Annotated in this window: 16 protein-coding genes; 11 read left to right on the forward strand and 5 right to left on the reverse strand. The window is 48.1% G+C overall.

What is annotated here, in order from left to right; genetic code table 11:
* Window positions 1–33: 33 nt before the first annotated feature.
* The 3 genes from UNH61_RS08060 to UNH61_RS08070 all read right to left on the reverse strand — a co-directional run bounded on the left by UNH61_RS08060 (window position 34) and on the right by UNH61_RS08070 (window position 1,551).
* On the reverse strand, window positions 34–234 hold the full coding sequence (locus tag UNH61_RS08060) for a hypothetical protein (RefSeq protein WP_326991565.1): 201 nt from the start codon (window positions 232–234) through the stop codon (window positions 34–36).
* A 98-nt stretch (window positions 235–332) separates the two neighbouring features.
* A complete protein-coding gene (locus UNH61_RS08065; protein ID WP_326991566.1) occupies window positions 333–989 on the reverse strand; it encodes a GIY-YIG nuclease family protein in 657 nt (218 codons plus the stop codon).
* A 184-nt stretch (window positions 990–1,173) separates the two neighbouring features.
* A complete protein-coding gene (locus UNH61_RS08070) occupies window positions 1,174–1,551 on the reverse strand; it encodes a hypothetical protein (protein ID WP_326991567.1) in 378 nt (125 codons plus the stop codon).
* Between the two features lie 175 nt (window positions 1,552–1,726).
* Between UNH61_RS08070 and UNH61_RS08075 the strand changes: the two genes are divergently transcribed.
* The 10 genes from UNH61_RS08075 (at window position 1,727) to UNH61_RS08120 (ending at window position 14,836) form a co-directional block, all read left to right on the forward strand.
* The gene (locus UNH61_RS08075) at window positions 1,727–3,796 is read left to right on the forward strand and encodes a NosD domain-containing protein (RefSeq protein ID WP_326991568.1); all 2,070 of its coding nucleotides are present in this window, start codon (window positions 1,727–1,729) and stop codon (window positions 3,794–3,796) included.
* A 44-nt stretch (window positions 3,797–3,840) separates the two neighbouring features.
* Window positions 3,841–4,188 (forward strand): hypothetical protein, encoded by a 348-nt coding sequence (locus UNH61_RS08080; protein ID WP_326991569.1) that lies wholly within the window; start codon window positions 3,841–3,843, stop codon window positions 4,186–4,188.
* Between the two features lie 168 nt (window positions 4,189–4,356).
* Window positions 4,357–5,145, forward strand: a complete 789-nt coding sequence (locus UNH61_RS08085) for a glycerophosphodiester phosphodiesterase family protein (RefSeq protein WP_326991570.1) — start codon at window positions 4,357–4,359, stop codon at window positions 5,143–5,145.
* Between the two features lie 164 nt (window positions 5,146–5,309).
* Complete coding sequence (locus UNH61_RS08090) at window positions 5,310–5,975, forward strand: response regulator transcription factor (RefSeq protein ID WP_326991571.1); 666 nt, start codon at window positions 5,310–5,312, stop codon at window positions 5,973–5,975.
* Window positions 5,976–6,117: 142 nt separating this feature from the next.
* The gene (locus UNH61_RS08095; protein ID WP_326991572.1) at window positions 6,118–6,702 is read left to right on the forward strand and encodes a sigma-70 family RNA polymerase sigma factor; all 585 of its coding nucleotides are present in this window, start codon (window positions 6,118–6,120) and stop codon (window positions 6,700–6,702) included.
* Window positions 6,703–6,772: 70 nt separating this feature from the next.
* A complete protein-coding gene (locus UNH61_RS08100; protein WP_326991573.1) occupies window positions 6,773–7,966 on the forward strand; it encodes a FecR family protein in 1,194 nt (397 codons plus the stop codon).
* A gap of 300 nt (window positions 7,967–8,266) precedes the next feature.
* A complete protein-coding gene (locus UNH61_RS08105; RefSeq protein ID WP_326991574.1) occupies window positions 8,267–11,728 on the forward strand; it encodes a SusC/RagA family TonB-linked outer membrane protein in 3,462 nt (1,153 codons plus the stop codon).
* Window positions 11,729–11,745: 17 nt separating this feature from the next.
* Window positions 11,746–13,263 (forward strand): RagB/SusD family nutrient uptake outer membrane protein, encoded by a 1,518-nt coding sequence (locus UNH61_RS08110; protein WP_326991575.1) that lies wholly within the window; start codon window positions 11,746–11,748, stop codon window positions 13,261–13,263.
* An 18-nt stretch (window positions 13,264–13,281) separates the two neighbouring features.
* A complete protein-coding gene (locus UNH61_RS08115; RefSeq protein ID WP_326991576.1) occupies window positions 13,282–14,415 on the forward strand; it encodes a TlpA disulfide reductase family protein in 1,134 nt (377 codons plus the stop codon).
* A 49-nt stretch (window positions 14,416–14,464) separates the two neighbouring features.
* Window positions 14,465–14,836: a VOC family protein gene (locus UNH61_RS08120; RefSeq protein WP_326991577.1), complete on the forward strand. Its 372-nt coding sequence runs from the start codon at window positions 14,465–14,467 to the stop codon at window positions 14,834–14,836.
* 4 nt (window positions 14,837–14,840) lie between these two features.
* Here UNH61_RS08120 and UNH61_RS08125 read toward each other — a convergent pair whose 3' ends face one another.
* Window positions 14,841–15,386 carry a hypothetical protein gene (locus tag UNH61_RS08125; RefSeq protein WP_326991578.1) on the reverse strand — a complete coding sequence of 182 codons (546 nt, stop codon included), beginning with the start codon at window positions 15,384–15,386 and terminating at the stop codon, window positions 14,841–14,843.
* Window positions 15,387–15,719: 333 nt separating this feature from the next.
* Here UNH61_RS08125 and UNH61_RS08130 point away from each other — a divergent pair, with 333 nt between their 5' ends.
* Window positions 15,720–17,069: an outer membrane beta-barrel protein gene (locus UNH61_RS08130; RefSeq protein ID WP_326991579.1), complete on the forward strand. Its 1,350-nt coding sequence runs from the start codon at window positions 15,720–15,722 to the stop codon at window positions 17,067–17,069.
* 118 nt (window positions 17,070–17,187) lie between these two features.
* On the opposite strand, the gene UNH61_RS08135 is transcribed toward UNH61_RS08130, so the two are convergent.
* Window positions 17,188–18,531, reverse strand: coding sequence for a sigma-54 dependent transcriptional regulator (locus UNH61_RS08135; RefSeq protein WP_326991580.1), 1,344 nt, complete (start codon window positions 18,529–18,531; stop codon window positions 17,188–17,190).
* Window positions 18,532–18,539: the final 8 nt, after the last annotated feature.

Here is an 18,539-nt window from a genome sequence, read left to right on the forward strand (position 1 = left end):
GTCTGTTTTGCTATAACTCACAAAAATAGGTAATCAGCCTTTCCGCATTTTTTTTATCCACAGGTATACAGTCCATGTAACAGTGATACCGAACAATATAAGTAGCGGAATATAATAATGCCGGAAGAAATCATGAAAATAGGAGCCTGCTGCAATGTATATGCTGGCAATACAGAGCTTGAAGGGTATAAATTCGGCATTGCTCCAGGTGGTTTTGGCTTTAAGCAGGTTCATAAGACATGATATTTTGAAAGTAAATAAAAATCAGCTGTGGTGGCTTAACGTCAACATACATCAACAAAAGTTCACTTATTTTGAGACACGGAAACCTGCTAATACAACTGATTCCTCAATATCCTCTTAATCATCTGAATTGTACCTCTGCTAATATGACCGCTATATTTCAAAAGTATACTACTCTCGCTTTCACCATCGCTAAGCTCCTTGACAACACGCATCCATTTGCCCAGGAATTCCGAATTGGGGGTACGGTATTTCAACAATCTCCTTACAGTTTCAATAACAGATTTATTAACCGTGCCTTCATGCAGTTCAAATACTTCATCGTTATTCAATCCCAGCCGGATATCATCTGCAATGCGGGAGTAATCCTGCAGGTATTTCTCATTCGCTTCCATCACCTGTAACAGCGGATTGTCGGTGAAACTGATATCTGAATATCTCCTCGCCTGCTTCTGCAGCGACTGCAGGGCATAGCTCCGGGCGATGTTGTCGCAGATGACCAGGTCGCTCTTGCTGAGCTCAAACCATTCGCCTTTTACACGTTTATGCTGGAAAACGATATGCAGACTTTCCTCCAGCTCACTCATATTTTCCGCCGCATACTGGCGTACCACGCGGAACAGCACAGGGAGGTGCGTATGGTAAGCCGCCAGGCGCTTATGAAGATCCTGCGTTTTGCCAATCTTATACAGGTTTCGGCCTGTATTCAGAATATATACACATTTACCTATTTGTACCTGCTCCATGAGGTGATTTCACGATAGTATCTGACAATTATGTTGTCAATTTACAACTATGCTTATTATATACAAAATTGAATATTGTATTTGGTTTTAATGTGTTGGCGGGATGGTAGTAAGGCAGGGGGTATAGGAAGATGAGATAATAAAAAGACCAGCCCGTTAATACGGGCCGGCGGGTGGTTACTCACTATGACTTATAATAATTCCTTTGTGCGTTCATTACATCGTAATTACGCTGTTGTTTAAGACTTTTTATGTTTGCCCGTTTCTCCTGCCGGGTTAAGCTGTGATCCAGCTTAACAGAGCGGATTTTATCGGCGTAGTCGTTTCGTATATCGGCGATCTGCATGTCCAGTTTGGTGGGCATTGCAGGCATGCCGTAATATGGATAACCATAATAGTATCCAAAAGGAGCATAGAACGGATCATAGAAACCATATCCACCTCGAACTATGATAGTACTGTGCCCGTAACCACCGCCCCTGAAATGCCCGCCAGGTACACCAGCTGAAGCGCCGGTGACCATTGCTGCCATGAGCAATACTACTAATAATGTCCGTTTCATAACTCTTGGTTTAAGTACACTTCTTAGACTGACCGTAAATAGTAAAAATTAATCTGGTGTAAAGCTTTAACAGTTTCACAACTATTGGAGGAGAAATACATGGGTACGCATATTGATTGCGTTGCGGAGCTGTTACTTCATGGAAATTATTGTTAACCTCAAAATTGATAACGCAATGACAGTAAATTCAATTGCAGCCCTGCGAGTGACAAATGGTACTACGGCGGATAATGTATGTACGCTCTTAGGGTATTATGCTCCCGGCGATGGCGGAGGCGGAAGTTTCTATTGGGATGATACTTCGGGCGACCAGGATAACGGCGTTACCATCATCAAAGCTCAGGCTGCCACTGGCCGGTGGAAGCGGATTCACGACAAAGTGATGGATGTCAGATGGCTGGGCGCCAAAGGAGATGGAACATCAGATGATCTCGCTATGGTACAGCAGGGGATCGACTTTTGCAGCACCAATGGCTATACGCTGAAGCTTTCTGCAGGTACTTACCTGTGTAACGGTACCCTCTGGCTGAAGGACTATACGGTTATAACCGGGGAAGGGAATAACAGCGTATTGAAAATAGGCGCAAGTGGACAAATCAGAGGCGAAAAAGGTGGCGTAAGAGGATATGGATTCAATGACAACTATGCCACAGAAGTGATACCTCCGAATACGCAGGATTATGGCAATTTAACATTGACAGCCAATGTGGCGGTTGGGGCTACGGAGTTACCGGTAGGCGATACCACGAAAGTAAGTGTCGGAGACCTGTTGTATACATTTAACGGAGTAACCAATGCCTGGCAGATCCTGAGTCCCCAAAACGGCATTCCCGCAGAATGGAATAACTATGATAATCCACTTGGGCAGATGGAAATTTTCAGGGTAAAAGCAAAAACTGCTACGACTATAACGATCAACCGGCCTACGGCATTTGCCTGTCCACAAGGCACGGCTGTCAGTAAGTTAATAGGGGTAAAAGAAGTAGCATTATCAAACTTTAAAATAGACTTTGTAATACAAGTCAGTGATGCTATGCTGCTCGAGCAGACCAGTAATTGCAGGATCAGCGGCCTGGTGCTTAACAATGGCGGAATTTCGCTGTATAAGTGCGCCTGGAATACAATTAATAACTGCATTATTACTACTACCGTTGGCCGCTGCATTATGGTCACATCTTTCGGTACTGGTAACAGAATTTCCAATAATACCTGCTATTATACAACAGGAGGTGATGCTGCTATTCTTGTAATGATGGCAAATAACAATAGTGTATGCAATAACACGGTAGAAGGTAGCGGAGTTGCCGGGAAGGATGAAATAGGCGTCTGCTGCCACGCCCGTAGCTATAATAATGTAATTGCCAATAATCTTGTAAGAAACATGTCGGCCGGATACGGACTCTATTATGGCTGTTGGGCTAATACCTTCGATAGTAATTCTTCCTCCAAATGTTTTGTCGACTACAGTTGCTATTATGCAGGAAAGGCGTCCATTTCCGGTGCCAACAGCTACGGTAGTTCCGAAGAAAGAGAAAGACAAGACACGACACGGTTGAAACGCTCAGTAGCCATTTTTTATTGCCGGGAGGTAACTGTCACAAACGGAATATTGGAAAAAAATTTGCAAATAGAGGGTTCAAAGAACATCGAAATTTCTGGTAACACGCTCGTGGGGGACATATTACTTATCGTGACCAGTGTAGGTGCCAATATCCAAATCAGGAATAACCGGGTTACCTCACCTGGAAGATGTATCACTGTAACATCCGCTACATACAACATCGCGCCTCCCTACCAGCCTGTTCTGATAGAAGGCAATATATTAGAGGGTAACTATGATAAACTGATCTATCTCGAAAGAGTGGTGCATGTATATATCCGCCAGAATATCATAAAAAACAATAATCTAATTGGCATCGGATTTAATGATATAGCCAGTTTTACATCCATCACCGGCAATCACTTTATGAACTGCTCGATAGCAGTGGATTTCTCTGCCTATGCCAACAACGTAAGCACCTCATACGCCTGTGTTAAAGACAACCGGTTTTTCAATTGCACGGCGTTGTACCAGTCGTGGTTATCGCCGGTGACCAATAATTTTGTCAAAAGCGGCGGCGTGAATGGCTTTGAAATCATGAACCTCGGTAGCGTGGTGCCAACAGTACCTGATAAAAAATGGGTATATATCGGGGCTGCTGACGGGTTAACAGGTCCGGCTAACTGGAAGGAGGTTGCCCAATAATGTCAATTTTATAACAGTATATTTACAGGTATAAAAGAGACCGGATGAGGAACAATGAATTCACTCATCCGGTTTCTTTAAGGGAAATGCTGTTCTCTATGAACCTGCTTAACCGCTTTAACAAATCACTACGCTTCCTCGACCTCGGTCGAACCGAACAGGCCATCGAAATCCTGGAAACCCTGGTCCTGGACGCCGCTGCGCAGGCGGATCAACGCTGCTTCATTCAGGCCAGCTGCGTACTGGGCGAAGTTTTCTTTGCTCAGGGAAAATATGATGAGGCAAAACCACATCTGCTGAATGTAGCCAATGCTTCCTTTGAAGATGATCTGTTGGATTATGAGAAAACAAAAGCCGCCAGCCTGCTCAGAGATAATAGTTTCAAAATTTAATCTCCTTAACAGCACTGGGTAAATTGACTACCCCCTAAAACACCACCCCCGGAAAATAACAATCCCCCTGAATGCCCGCCGGAACAGCATTATAATCCTCGATAAATTCATCCGCAACACTACATGTCACTTCGTTCGTTATATTAGAATTCACCTAACATCAACTGAATGAAATCCTCATTACTGGATAATAATTTCAATGTGATCGCTTACAGAGGTGGCACCACCCTGTATCCCGAAAACTCACCGGCTGCCATCAGGCATAGTGTAAATATCAACCCGCAATGTATCATCGAAATAGACTTACAGCTGACGAAAGACAATGAGATCATCGCTTTTCACGATTTCCAACTGAACCATCTCACCAATGGCAACGGCCTCGTGATCGATCACAACATCGCTGATCTGAGAAAAATAAAGCTGCGCAACCCCGATGGCACCCTGAACGATACCGCACATATCTCTACGCTCCATGAAATATTCGATACCTTCCCTCAACAACGATTTATACTCGACCTGCATGTAATGGACCCGGTATTGATCAACAGCGTGGCGGAGATAGTAACAGACCACCATAGGGAAGGCAGCATTGCTATACAGAGTGTGAACGACAACATCATAGAGGAATTTCAGGCACTGCGGCCCGGATGGACTTTCGTTGCAGCTGCCAATGCTACCAGGAAATTTGCATTTGCTTCGAAACTACGCCTGGAGAAATGGGTGAAAACTACAGCCGATATTATGTTCCTGCCGGAGAAACTGGGCGGAATAAGCATCCTGGGCAATCGGGCACTGAACGTACTGCATCAGTGTAAGGTAAAAGTATGGAGCTGCGTGAACTTCAAACCATATACCAATGTGAATTCCTTTGCCGACATGCAACGGCTCCGGCAAAAGGGAGTGGATGGGGTTTTTACGGATGATCCCGGTTCTCTTATGGCTGCCGGTCGCAAATGACTAACCAGTTGATGTTTACGGAAAAAAACCGTTAACCGGACCTGTTTCCCAAAAGATTAAAACAAGATAAGGAGGAGATTATAACCGTCTTAGAAAGTGGTTATATTTTTCTAATCTATGTTAACGGATGCTGAATCCCTCTAGTTTTGCAGCAAATTCATATTATGAATATTTTGCTGGTGGAAAATAAACTGAACCTTGCAGAATTTATCATCCAGGAACTAGAAGAACAAAACTATTATGTCGACTTTGCACGGGAAGGTGTTACCGGCAAGCGTCTTGCCCTGAATAAAAAATACGACCTCATCATACTGGATACCGTGTTGCCCGGTGTGAGCGGTCTTGAAATTTATAAGAGTATCCGCAGGCTGAAGATGAATATCCCGGTATTGATATTAACCAACCGGAGCACCGAACAACTCAGGGTACTTGGTTATATGAGCGGGGCCGACGACTACCTCGTTAAGCCCTTTCACATAGAGGATCTGCTGGCGCGCATTAAAATGATCAGCAGACAGCCATTGCTGGAAGATGACAACAGAAGCGCCCATCTCGAAATTAACCGGCAAAACAGAACGGTCATAAGATCCGGCATCGAAATAGCCCTTACTAATACCGAACTGGCTTTGTTGAAATGTTTTCTGGCGCACCGGAACCAGGTACTTTCCCATGCGGAAATAGCCCGGGAGGTATGGGGGCCCGACTTCGACAACAGTACCAATAGGGTAGGCGTATACGTAAAATATCTGAGAGATAAAATCGACAAAGGATTTACCCCGCACTTTATATACACCGTGGTTGGAATGGGTTACATGTTGAGAGACGACTGACCCCGAACCAGCTGCAAAGTCACAGGGCCGGCCATTTTGGGCGGCCCTTTTTTATTGGAGTGCTACCCGCATCCGGCCAATTTTTATTACATTAGTGGCGATACCACCAACCATTATTTTCCCGGGAACTGACTAAACCATCATGTACGAGCGCATCTATATCGACAAAGCATTATTTCAACGCATATCAGAAGGCGATGAAGCAGCATTTGGTATCCTGTTTCGTTCTTCGCTGATGTTACTGGAACCATTTGTCAGGAAGATGGTAAGAACGCCGGATGATACCAAAGAGGTGATACAGGCCACTTTCCTGAGGGTTTGGCTGAGCCGGGATAAACTAACGGACGTAGAACAGCCACAGGCATGGCTATACAAGGTGGCCGCCAATGAATGCTATACCTGGCTGCGGAAGGAGGCTACGGAATATCGCCTCAGGGAGGCCGTTGCTGCAGAACCGGAATCCGATACGGCAGTGAAGCAACTGAGCCTGAAGGAACTGCATGCTATTATAGAAGAAGCTGTAATGTTATTATCCCCACAACGCCGCCGCATATATCAAATGAGCCGTAATCAGGGTATGAAAATTCCGGAAATAGCTACTGCACTGGATCTTTCTCCCAACTCAGTGAAAAATGCGCTGGTCTTTTCCCTCAAAGCCATCCGCGAACACCTGCGCCGCTACGGGCATACCATTCCGCTCGTTTTTCTTATTTATATCAGCAGATAAAAAATTTTTAAGGCAATAGGTCCTTAATGCTTTTTGCTCATTCTTATTAGTAGGTATATACTTAACAAGCATGCAGGAACAAAGGATAACGTATTTATTGCAGCAGCGTTTGGCCGGCGCCGACACCACTGCCGAAAAGGCGGAACTTTACCGGTTGCTGGAAAACGATGATAACAGGGAGCCATTTATGGCAGCACTGACGGAGCTGTTATGGCAGGCGCCCGTGGGAGATGCGGGATCCGTTGATATGGCGGAATATACAAATCTGCTGAAAAGTATTACTACCACTGATATAGTGTTACCATTTACAGGTGCTGTTGCATCGGGAGGCTACCGTAATTGGTGGTGGAAGGCCGCTGCTGCTGCCGTAGTACTGGTGCTGGTAACTGCAGGCATCTTCTTCTTCCGCCGGGGGGACGCCCCACTGCAGCCCGGGCCGGAACTGGCGCAACGTTATAAAAACGATGTGGCGCCCGGTGGTAATAAAGCAGTGCTTACGCTGGCTGATGGCTCGCATATTGTTCTCACCGATGCAAAAAATGATACCCTGGGCCGGCAGGGCAATACCAGTATCATTAAACTGCACGACGGCCAGGTGCTCTATAAAGGAGGCAAAGCTCCTGCAACAATTGCCTATAACACACTCACCACCCCCAGGGGAGGCCAGTATCAGCTTACATTGCCTGATGGTACACGGGTATGGCTAAACGCGGCCAGCTCCCTGCGCTTTCCCGTTGCTTTCACCGGGAATAACCGCCTCGTGGAGCTCACCGGGGAAGGCTATTTTGAAGTAGCATCTCAGCCGGGCAAGCCCTTCCTGGTGAAAAGCAATGGCGCGGAAGTGGCTGTGCTGGGCACTCATTTCAATATCATGGCCTATACCAACGAACACGCTATCGAAGTAACCTTGCTGGAAGGAGCCGTGAATGTAAGCCGCAGCGGTGCTGTGAAAAAACTGCTGCCAGGCCAGCAGGCCAGCATCCGGCAGGATAACAGCATCACCGTTGCCAACACCACCGCTCAGGAAGCGGTGGCTTGGAAAAATGGCTTCTTCATCTTTGAACATGCTGATATCACTGCTGTCATGCGGCAGGTGGAACGCTGGTACGATGTGGAAGTAGTGTATGAAGGCGATCCGCCGAAAATGCTGTTTGGCGGCGGTATGCAGCGTAGCCTGCCCCTATCCGGGATATTAAAGCTGCTGGAAAAGAATCACGTATTATTTAAAGTGGACGGAAGAAAAATAACGGTATTAAGAGGATGAGCCCCTCATATTGTCTAACATTAAAAATCAACCAACCATTGAGCTGACAAAAACCAAATTAAATCCCTGCCATTAAAAAACCAGTGATGGGCAAACATCACTGGTTTGAGGCAATAAGAATCGTGTAAACTCTTTTTTATCACCGAAATCAAATGTATGATTTTAACTGCTTTGTTCCAAAACAAGGGAGAGGCCTCATATGCCTGTGCCCTTGATTACCCTTCCGGAAGGCATCACCACCAATGCAGATCTGCTGGCACAACGAGGAAGAAACAGCCGCCAACCAAAATTTGGAAGATCATGAAGTTATCTGCTTTACTACTAATGGCCGGAGCGCTGCAGATCAGCGCAAAAAGTATGGCGCAGCGAATAACCATGTCGGTCACAAACACACCGCTGTCCGCCGTATTTAACAACATCAACCGGCAAACAGGGTACATCGTTTTCTACAACTACGATGCCCTCCAGAACACCAGACCCGTTACACTGGACATCAGGAATGCCACCATTCAGGAACTGTTACATGCTTCGCTGATGGGGCAACACCTGGAGTATACTATTGAAGACAAAACCATCACCGTTACGCGTATCATAGAGCGTACGCCGGAACAACCTGCTCCTGCGGCACAGATCCCGGTGAGAGGGCGCATTACCGACGATAAAGGCGTACCACTGCCAGGAGTGTCTGTGGTAGTGAAAGGCACCACCAAAGGCACCCAAACCAACGCCAACGGCGAATACACGGTAGTTGTAAAAGACGAATCCGCCGTATTGTCTTTTTCCTATGTAGGGTACGAAACACAGGAAGTGGTGGTGGGGAAAAGCGGGGTTATCAGCATCCGGCTCCGACCCTCCAATAACAAACTGACGATGGTAGATGTGATCAATACCGGCTATCAGACCATTTCCCGCGAAAGGGCCACTGGCTCCTTTTCTGTGATTGAACCATACCGGCTCCGCGCCAAACTGAAACCCGACCTGAAATCGGCCCTGGAAGGACAAGCCACCGGGGTGGTGCTCACCAAGGAAGGAAACGTGGAAATAAGAGGGGTGTCCACTCTGCTGGGGGCCGCTGCCAGCGCCCCTTTGCTGGTGATCGACGGGTATCCTGTTACAGCCGGACTCGAATCCGTGAACATCGATAACATCGAATCCATCACCGTACTCAAAGATGCGGTTGCTGCTTCCATTTACGGCGCCCGTTCTTCCAACGGCGTTATTGTGATCGCCACAAGGCAGGCCAGAAAAGGTGCGCTGCTGGTGGAGTATAAAGGCTCTACCGGTATCACCCTGAAACCGGATCTGAAATACCTCAACCGCTCTTCTTCTGCCGATTATGTTGATGCTGAAATAGAACTCTATAACCAGGCCCCTAATGACTATCTGACTACTTACAACAACTACGGATCCACTTCACAGGTTAACTACCTGCTCATCGCAAAATCGCAGGGATGGATGAGTGCAAAAGACGCAGATGCACAGCTGGAAGCCCTGAAAAAGAACGATGGCCTGGCCCAGATGCAGCGGTATTATTTCAGGAACCAGTTCACCCAGCAGCATAATATCTCCCTGACCGGCGGCGGGGAAAAAAGTCAGCTCAATGCTGCCGTGCGGTATATCTCCAATCAGAACAACACTATTCAAAACTCCGATAACCGCCTGATCTTTGATGTGAAGAACGACTGGCAACCACGCAAGGGAGTGAATATCCGGTTGTTTTCCAACGTCAACTACAACACGGCTGCTGCTCCGGTACGCGGCTGGCAGGATATGCTCGCGTATACCAATACGTCTCTGATACAACCGTATACACTGCTCACAGATCCGGCCACCGGCCTGCTTCAGAACGTGTTTACCAAAAACCAGAAGAAAGACGACCGATATGCTGCCATCACCGGACTGAAACCGCTTTATTACAACCCCCTGCAAGACCTCGGCCTCGAATCCTCCACCAGTAAAGCACTGCAGCTGCGCCTGGGAGGCAGCATCAATATACGCCTGCTGGAAGGGTTGAACGTGGAAGCCGGTGGTACCTGGAGCCGGGGCGATCAGCTGGCCCGGACACTGTATGATAAAACCGCTTATCGTGTGCGGCTCTGGTACGACGATAATACCTCCATTTCCAATCCGTCTAAACACTACCTGCCCGATGGGGCCGTGGTCAATGAATCGCGCAACTTCAACCAGAGCTATATGTTCCGTACCCAGCTGAACTTTAACCGCACGCTTACACCACGGCACCGGGTATCTGCCATCGCCGGAAATGAAATCAGCAGAAATACTTTTGACAACAACAGCCTGCCCACCCGCTTCGGATACAACGACCTGGCCGGTACTTTTTCTACTTTTAATTATGCGGATTACAACGCCGGCTCCTACAATGCAGATATGCTCGGCACCAACAGAGCTAATGCCAGCATTGGCAGTTACGGGTATCAGGACAACCGCTTCGTTTCCTGGTATGCCAACGGTTCCTATGAATATGATAACCGTTTCATCGTAAGTGGTAGTATCCGCCTGGATCAGACCAACTTCTTTGGCACCGATCCGCGCTATCGCTATAAGCCCCTCTGGTCTGTAGGAGGTACCTATAAACTGGCAGAAGAAAAATTCTTCCACCTGCCGCTGATCGATCGCCTCGATCTGCGCGCTTCATATGGCATCAACGGAAATATCTCGCTGAACTCAGGCCCCTTCCTGATCATCACACCCGGATCTTATTCTAACTTAACCGGCGATGTGTCCTACAGCATCACGTCGCCTCCCAACAACTCCCTGCGCTGGGAAAAAACCAAGAGCACCAACCTGGGCGCGGATTTGTCGATGTTGAACAGGCGCTTAAACCTGACGGTCGACTATTACCTCCGCAACAGCAGCGACCTCCTGGCGGCGGATGCCATTGATCCTACCAGGGGATTCAGCTCTCTTACCAAAAACATCGGCGCCGTGAGGAATCAGGGCTACGAAATTTCCGTGAATGCCGATGTGATACGCAGCGCCAACCTCGTATGGAATACCTTCTTCAATTTCAGCTATAACAACAACAAAGTGCTTACCTACAATGTCACCTATCAGTATGCATCTTCCGTAACCAATGGCGCTATAAAAAAAGCCGGCGACCCACTGGATGCGCTCTACAGTTACCGTTTTGCGGGGCTCGATAACAATGGTATTTCACAGTTTTATACAGACAAAGGAGAAAAAGTAAACGGTGGAAACGTGAAAGTAGGTGACCTGGTATACAGCGGCACACTGCGCCCGAAGTATGCCCTGAGCTGGACTAACTCCTTTCGCATAAAAGGATTTGACCTTTCATTTATGCTCATCGCTAAAATGGGGAACGTACTGCGGAGAGATGCTTTCAGCGGTTCCAACATCCTGAACAAACATGTAGCGGAAAGATGGCGGCAGCCCGGCGATGAAGCCAAAACCATCTATCCTAAACTCAGCAGCTGGAATATGGATATGTTCTATTTCCCATATTCAGATATCCTGATCGAAAGTGCCAGTTACATGAAACTAAGGGATATCACCCTTACCTACGATATCAATCCCCGCCTGCTGAAACGCATCGGTGTTAATAATACAAGGCTCTACTTCCAGACAAGGAACCTGTTTATGCTCACTGCCAACAGCGATCACCGCGATCCGGAAGTGTCGGAGCTGAACCTCACCGGAGGTACAGGAGCCTTTACGGAACAGGGTTTCACCTCCCTGCCACTCCGGCCGGAATTTTATGTCGGATTATCATTCAGTCTTTAATACTAATTGCAGCGATCATGAAACAATGCGTACATATTCTCTTTTGCGTTATCCTGGCCGTGGGAGCCGGTTCCTGCAACAAGTTCCTGGATGTAAAACCCAAAGGAAAGCTGATTCCGTCGGAAGTGGCGGATTTCGATCATCTCCTTGATAATACCAATATTGCACAATGGGTTTTCCTGGATAACAATACCGGTTGCAACCTGGGATACCTGACGGATAACCTGTACCTGTCAGACGGTATCGGCAATATTAACTACAAAGCCAACAATCACCCCAACATCGACCGCTACTGGGCGTATATTTTCCGGCAGCCATACAAAAATCCTGCTACGTCGGATTATTTCTGGGATTGGGGAACTTATCGCTCCATGGCTTATTTCAACAATGTGATCGATGGAATACGTGGGATACCCAACCTCAGCCCGGAAAACCAGCAATATGCGAAAAGGGTGGTGGCACAGGCGCTGGTAGACAGGGCCTGGTCTTATTTCATCACCACCCTGGTATATGGACCGGTGTATAAACCAGGCGCCGCCAACGATACCAAAACAATTCCTTACGTCATATCTTCGGATGTAGGCGCACCTATGCCCGACCTTTCTACGCAGGCAGAGGCATTCCGTAAAGTAGCGGCAGATGTATACATCGCATTGCCCGACATACCGGATGTGACCAACTGGCCATCGCGGCCCAATAAAACGGCTGCTCAGGCACTGATGGCGTATTATCATCTGTTCACACAGCGGTACGACAGCGTGGTGTATTACGCCAACCTGGCGTGGACGGCAGCCAGCGCAGGAGGGGTCGACAAACTGATCTACGACTACAACACGTTTTCCTGGACCGATCCGACCAACCTGGTGAACAGCACCATTAAAGCCCCGGATAATTTCCTGAGTGCCGCCAATAGCCGGGAAACACTGCTGTACAGGAATATCGATGCAGGCGCCGGAAGATCTTCTTCTTCCTATCCTTCAGATGAAATCATTGCCCTGTATGATCAGGCAAACGACCTGCGGTTTAAATATTTCTTCCTGACAGCACCGGGTTACAAAACCACTTATAACGGTACTACCTACGATGATGGCAATCGTACACAATACTACCGTGGCTCCAAAACCACCATGACGGCAGGGTTTACCTATCCTGAACTACTGCTGATGAGAGCTGAGGGCTATGCACGTACCAACCGCCTGGCCGAAGCAGTGAATGATCTGAATACACTGCGGAGATATCGCTACAAAACAGGTATACCTTTATTGTCGGGCGGATCGCAGGATGAAGTGATACAAATGGTGCTCGATGAACGAAGAAGAGAACTGCCGCTGGGATCTTTCAAGCGATTCCTGGACCTCAAGCGGTTTTGCCTCGAAGCCGGCAAGCCCTGGGCCAAAGCGAAAATAAAACACCAGATAGGCACCGCTGCCTATGAAGGAACCGTTGACTCAAAAGATTTCATATTAACCATCTCCAATCCCGTGTTGAAATTTAACCCGCAATGGAACATTCCACTGGATGGACGACCTTTTTAATCTTATAAACAAAACCACATGAAACACATGTTAGTTGCAGCACTGGCATTGCTGCCCGCCGCTGGTGTTGCCCAAACGGGTACGTATATACTGAAAGGGAAAATCGGTACGCTGAATGCACCTGCAAAACTATTTCTGAACTACCGCGCCAATGGCGAATCTGTACGGGATTCGGCCGAGTTGCAGCATGGCGTATTTGAATTTAAAGGCAAAATAGACGAACCGGTAAAAGCCTCGCTGATGCTGCGCCATGAGGCACCAACGCGGATGATGTCTTTCAAATACGATATGCTGGCAGTATACCTGGAAAAAGGTACCATCACACTTACGAGCAAAGATTCCCTGAATCATGCCGTGCTGAAAGGATCGGCCCTGAACAACGATCAGCAGCGGTTGCAGGCACAGTTGAAAAAGACCTCCGACCAGCGCGATCAGCTGGTGAATGAATACATTGCTGCTTCCGAAGAAACCCGTAAATCAGAAGAGTTTAAAAAATCTTATGACGAGAGAACTAAAGCGATCCGGGAGGAGGAAAGAAAAATCTTCCGGGCATTTGTAGTGGCTAATCCCCGCACACTCGTAAGCCTGGATGCACTGCAAAGTTTTGCCGGTTCCATTCCGGAAAATGTAGATGAAGTCACCACTGTTTTCAACGGACTGTCGCCGGCAGTGAAAAACAGCAAGCATGGAAAGGAAGTGGCGAAAATAATCGATGGCTGGAAGAAAACAGCTATCGGTGTGGTGGCGCCGGAATTTACACAGAACGACACTTTAGGCAAACCGGTGAGCCTGGCCGATTTCCGCGGCAAATATGTGCTGGTCGATTTCTGGGCCAGCTGGTGCGGCCCCTGTCGCGCTGAGAACCCGCACGTGGTGGCAGCCTACAATAAATATAAGAGCAAGCCTTTCACCATCCTGGGTGTGTCGCTGGATCAGGCCAACGGACACGATGCGTGGCTGAAAGCCATCCACGCGGATCAGCTCACCTGGACGCATGTATCGGACCTGAAATTCTGGGACAATGCGGTAGCAAAGCTATACGGTGTGCGTGCCGTACCGCAGAACTTCCTGCTCGATCCCGAGGGCAGAATTATTGCTAAGAACCTGCGGGGCGAGGCTTTGGAAAAGAAGCTGGCAGAAATACTGAAATAGGTGTAAATTGCTACTGGCAGCCAGCTGCCAGTAGCAAAAACACTGTCTTATGAACATTTATTTTGAAATACATGTAGATGATACTACCCGCGCAGTGGCTTTTTATAGGGCGGTATTCAACTGGAAATTTACCGAAGTGCCCGGATTACCCATCGCTTACTGGTCTATCGAGGCCGACGGCAGTTGGGGTGGTTTGTTAAAAAGACCGGCACATGCACCTGCACCGGAACAGGGTGCTAACGCTTTCGTGTGTTCATTGGAGGTAGCCGATTTTGATCAGACGGCTGAACTGATTATGAAGAACGGCGGAATGGTAGCCCTGCCAAAATTTGCCGTTCCCAATAAATGCTGGCAGGGCTATTTCCTGGATACAGAAGGAAATGTTTTCGGACTTTTCCAGGTAGATCCAAATGCGAAATAGCGGCTTACTTCAGCAGCCACTCCAGCTTGTACATATGATGGAATGCATCATAGGCCATCAGGCTCTCATCGTTTTTAAATGTAGCATCCAGCTGATCCGCCAGTGTCCCGTTTTCCGTAAACGCCTGTTTAATATTCCAGGCAGTCAGTGCTTTCAGTTGTCCACCGGCTGCGGAGAAATAATAGCAGTATAGATTGTCAGGAAACACTTTCGGAGAAACCGGTATTTTCCGGCGGTAAAGCAACAACCGGGGATTGCTGTTAAGGATTTCGTAACTACTGCTTTTTGTTAACCGCCAGCTGGTTCCATTGGCCAGCTTCAGGGCAAAGAATTTGTTTTTATCCAGCCTGACGTGCCTGTTGGCTTCCTGTATAGTAATATAATTCCCGGGAATCAGGCTATGCAAATTCACCGTTGCATGGCTATACGCCGGATGGTTGTTCAGATAATCTGCTTCAGTAAGATATACGCCGGCCAGTTTCCTTTGCGCCCCTGCTGTTATACCAAGTGTCAGCAGAACGAGGGTAATCATTCCTTTTATCCTTTTCATGATTTTGTTGTTTTGCCTGTACCTGTACAAGTAGGGTGCCCGCATGCCGGTTTTATTACGGAAGACAGCACCGCAGCGGGTAATACCTGAAAACAGTCTGTGGATGCGGGTATACCGGAATGAGAAAGTATCTCAATAAAATAAACCAAACGCCTGGTCTCCGGAAAACAGGGTCATTTTGACAAGGTTTACCATTTTGAAAGAGGATATTCTAATATGAAATGAGAATTTTTAATCCGGAAACTGCATTCCACAGCGGTTTTTGAAGGATACGCACTTGGCAGGGCATGTGTTTTGGCTAATGATAGGGAAATGTATAAACTATACGCAAGCATGAAAAAAGGATTAATTATTTCGCTTGTCCTGCTGATGTCCCTGTCTTATGGATATGCACAACAGGAATCAACCATCAGGAAACAAAAAGTAGCCATCGACACCTCAAATGGCAGGAGCCTGCCGTCGCCGATCGCTTCGCCGCCTTTCCCCAGCGGCGAATGGGTGGGATCACCGCTGATAGGGATCCCTTCAGATGCACCGGATTACCCCCTGACGCATATGCTTGGGCTGGCGAACAACCGCAGCCGGATCAAAGTATACGGCTGGGTAGATATCGGAGGGAATTTCAGCTCGTCCAGAAATTCGAACGCGCCTACGTCTTACAACCTGCTGCCCAATGCCGTAGTGCTGGATCAACTGATTCTCCGGGTGGAAAGGCAACCCAACACCGTGCAGAAAGAGCATACCGACTGGGGCTTTGTGATCGATAACATATTTGGTACCGACTATCGCTATACGCTCGCGAAAGGTATTTTCAGCGATCAGCTGTTAAAGTACAACCGTCTTTACGGCTATGATCCTACACAGGTATATGGTATGCTGTATTTCCCCAAAGTGGCAGACGGGCTGCTGCTAAAGATTGGCCGGTTTATATCTCCGGCTGATATTGAAGCGCAGTGGGCGCCCGACAACTATCTCTATTCCCACTCCCTCATGTTCACCGTGGATCCTTACACGTTCACCGGTGTGAATGCCACGTTCCGCCTGAATGAACACTGGCAGGTGGAGGCGGGCATACACGCAGGGAACGACATGGCGCCCTGGAGTAATTCTGCCAGTGTAAACGGACTGGCAATGGTAAGATGGGTATCCGGTAACAACAATAACTCCATCTACGGTGGTATCAATTCACTGGGCCGTGGCTATTACAGGAATGCGCACGACAATCTCCAGATGCTTGTGGCTACCTGGGGGCACCGCTTCAGTCAACGTATACACATGAACACAGAATTATACTATATCTGGCAACATGACGCCGCCGTTGGCGGTACTGCTATAGAAGGTCCGGGTAAAGACTGGTACATGGGCACAGGCCTGGGAAACACGATTCCCGGCATTGCCTCCGCGGTAGGCGCTGTGAACTATTTCCAGATACAATTATCACCTAAGAAAGATTATCTCTCCATAAGGAATGATATGCTGAATGATCCGCAAGGTAACCGCACGGGTTTCACCACACTGTATACCAGCCACACCATCGGATGGGTTCATCATTTCAATAGTCTGATCAGGATCCGGCCGGAACTGCGCTACGAAACAGCCTGGAATAATAACGCGACGCCCTATGATAACGGTGTACGCAAAGATCAGTTCACCGCAGCGATGGATTTGATTGTAAGGTTTTAAGAATGAAGAATTGAGAATATAGAATTAAGAAAGAGAGCGGAGATAGTAAACGTGAATATTTAATCCGCGTTTACTATCTCCGCTCTCTTTCTTAATTCTATATTCTCAATTCTTCATTCTACAGGCTGTTATCCAGTTTCCTATACAACGTCGACAGCCCAATATTCAGCAGTCGTGCTGCTTTAGACTTATTACCCCCGGCATAATCTATGACCCATTGTATATGTAGTTTCTCCATAGCGGCGAGGTCGAAATGGCCGGTTTGCTGCCGTACAGGGCTTTTGCGGAGTCGCATTTCAAGCGGAAGGGTATCGAGGGTTAGTTCGGAGCCGGTGGTCATGATCACCGCTCTTTCCATCACGTTTTTCAGTTCCCGGATGTTGCCGCGCCATTCGTGCAGTTTAAGATGATCCAGGAATTCCCTGCTCATGCTGTTTACCTGCCGGTTGCTTTTGGCTGCGAACAGGTGCAGGTAATGATTGGCGAATAACGGGATATCTTCTTTGCGTTCCCGCAAAGAGGGGAGGGTGATGGTAAATACATTCAGGCGGTAGTAGAGGTCTTCGCGGAACCGGCCCTGTTCAATTTCCTGATCGAGGTGGCGGTTGGTAGCGGCAATAATTCGTATATCCACTTTCGTTACCCTGGTGTCGCCTACTTTGATGAACTCGTTGGTTTCCAGTACGCGCAGCAGTTTGGCCTGAAGATCAATTGGCATTTCACCGATTTCATCCAGGAAGAGGGTGCCCATATTGGCTTCTTCGATCAGGCCTTTTTTGTTTTTGGAAGCGCCGGTGAATGCGCCTGCTTTGTAACCAAAGATCTCGCTTTCGAGAATGTCTTTCCCGATGGCGCTGCAGTTGATGGCAACAAAATCGTTGGCGGCGCGGTGGCTGGCATTATGAATAGCCTGGGCAAACATTTCTTTGCCGGAGCCGGTTTCTCCGAGCAACAGCACGGCGGCATCGCTGGGCGCCGCTTTGATGGCCAGGTTCCGGGCCTCCTGTACAAGCGGTGAGGAACCCAGCAGGTCGTTGAAGGTGGCGTAGCGGTTGCCGATACGGTGCTCGAGATGTGCCACCCGTTTCTGCAATTTTACTTTTTCGAGCGCGCGGTGAAGCAGCGGTATGATCCGGGCATTATCGTTTCCTTTGGTGATATAATCGAATGCCCCGTCTTTGATAGCGCGTACGCCATCGGAGATGTTGCCGTAGGCAGTAAGCAGGATGATTTCGGCAGGGAACTTTCGTTCACGGATATACGTTGTCAGATCGAGGCCGTTGCCATCCGGCAGCATTACATCGCTGAGGATAACGTCTACCGGTTCGGTGTCCAGCAGGCGCCGGGCGGCTTTCATGCTGCCGCATTCCAGCGTCTGGAAGCCTTCCATGGCGATGATCCGTTTCAGGAGCTGGCGGAGCTTTTCTTCATCTTCCACCAGCAGGATGGTTCCTGTGTTCATATAATGGC

Source organism: Chitinophaga sp. 180180018-3 (genome assembly GCF_037893185.1).
Taxonomy (GTDB): Bacteria; Bacteroidota; Bacteroidia; order Chitinophagales; family Chitinophagaceae; genus Chitinophaga.

What these genes read in the sequence shown, in the direction of transcription:
- UNH61_RS08060 (WP_326991565.1), bottom strand. Translation starts at nt 234, where the DNA reads ATGAACCTGCTTAAAGCCAAAACCACCTGGAGCAATGCCGAATTTATA.
- UNH61_RS08065 (WP_326991566.1), bottom strand. Translation starts at nt 989, where the DNA reads ATGGAGCAGGTACAAATAGGTAAATGTGTATATATTCTGAATACAGGC.
- UNH61_RS08070 (WP_326991567.1), bottom strand. Translation starts at nt 1,551, where the DNA reads ATGAAACGGACATTATTAGTAGTATTGCTCATGGCAGCAATGGTCACC.
- UNH61_RS08075 (WP_326991568.1), top strand. Translation starts at nt 1,727, where the DNA reads ATGACAGTAAATTCAATTGCAGCCCTGCGAGTGACAAATGGTACTACG.
- UNH61_RS08080 (WP_326991569.1), top strand. Translation starts at nt 3,841, where the DNA reads ATGAGGAACAATGAATTCACTCATCCGGTTTCTTTAAGGGAAATGCTG.
- UNH61_RS08085 (WP_326991570.1), top strand. Translation starts at nt 4,357, where the DNA reads ATGAAATCCTCATTACTGGATAATAATTTCAATGTGATCGCTTACAGA.
- UNH61_RS08090 (WP_326991571.1), top strand. Translation starts at nt 5,310, where the DNA reads ATGAATATTTTGCTGGTGGAAAATAAACTGAACCTTGCAGAATTTATC.
- UNH61_RS08095 (WP_326991572.1), top strand. Translation starts at nt 6,118, where the DNA reads ATGTACGAGCGCATCTATATCGACAAAGCATTATTTCAACGCATATCA.
- UNH61_RS08100 (WP_326991573.1), top strand. Translation starts at nt 6,773, where the DNA reads ATGCAGGAACAAAGGATAACGTATTTATTGCAGCAGCGTTTGGCCGGC.
- UNH61_RS08105 (WP_326991574.1), top strand. Translation starts at nt 8,267, where the DNA reads ATGAAGTTATCTGCTTTACTACTAATGGCCGGAGCGCTGCAGATCAGC.
- UNH61_RS08110 (WP_326991575.1), top strand. Translation starts at nt 11,746, where the DNA reads ATGAAACAATGCGTACATATTCTCTTTTGCGTTATCCTGGCCGTGGGA.
- UNH61_RS08115 (WP_326991576.1), top strand. Translation starts at nt 13,282, where the DNA reads ATGAAACACATGTTAGTTGCAGCACTGGCATTGCTGCCCGCCGCTGGT.
- UNH61_RS08120 (WP_326991577.1), top strand. Translation starts at nt 14,465, where the DNA reads ATGAACATTTATTTTGAAATACATGTAGATGATACTACCCGCGCAGTG.
- UNH61_RS08125 (WP_326991578.1), bottom strand. Translation starts at nt 15,386, where the DNA reads ATGAAAAGGATAAAAGGAATGATTACCCTCGTTCTGCTGACACTTGGT.
- UNH61_RS08130 (WP_326991579.1), top strand. Translation starts at nt 15,720, where the DNA reads ATGAAAAAAGGATTAATTATTTCGCTTGTCCTGCTGATGTCCCTGTCT.
- UNH61_RS08135 (WP_326991580.1), bottom strand. Translation starts at nt 18,531, where the DNA reads ATGAACACAGGAACCATCCTGCTGGTGGAAGATGAAGAAAAGCTCCGC.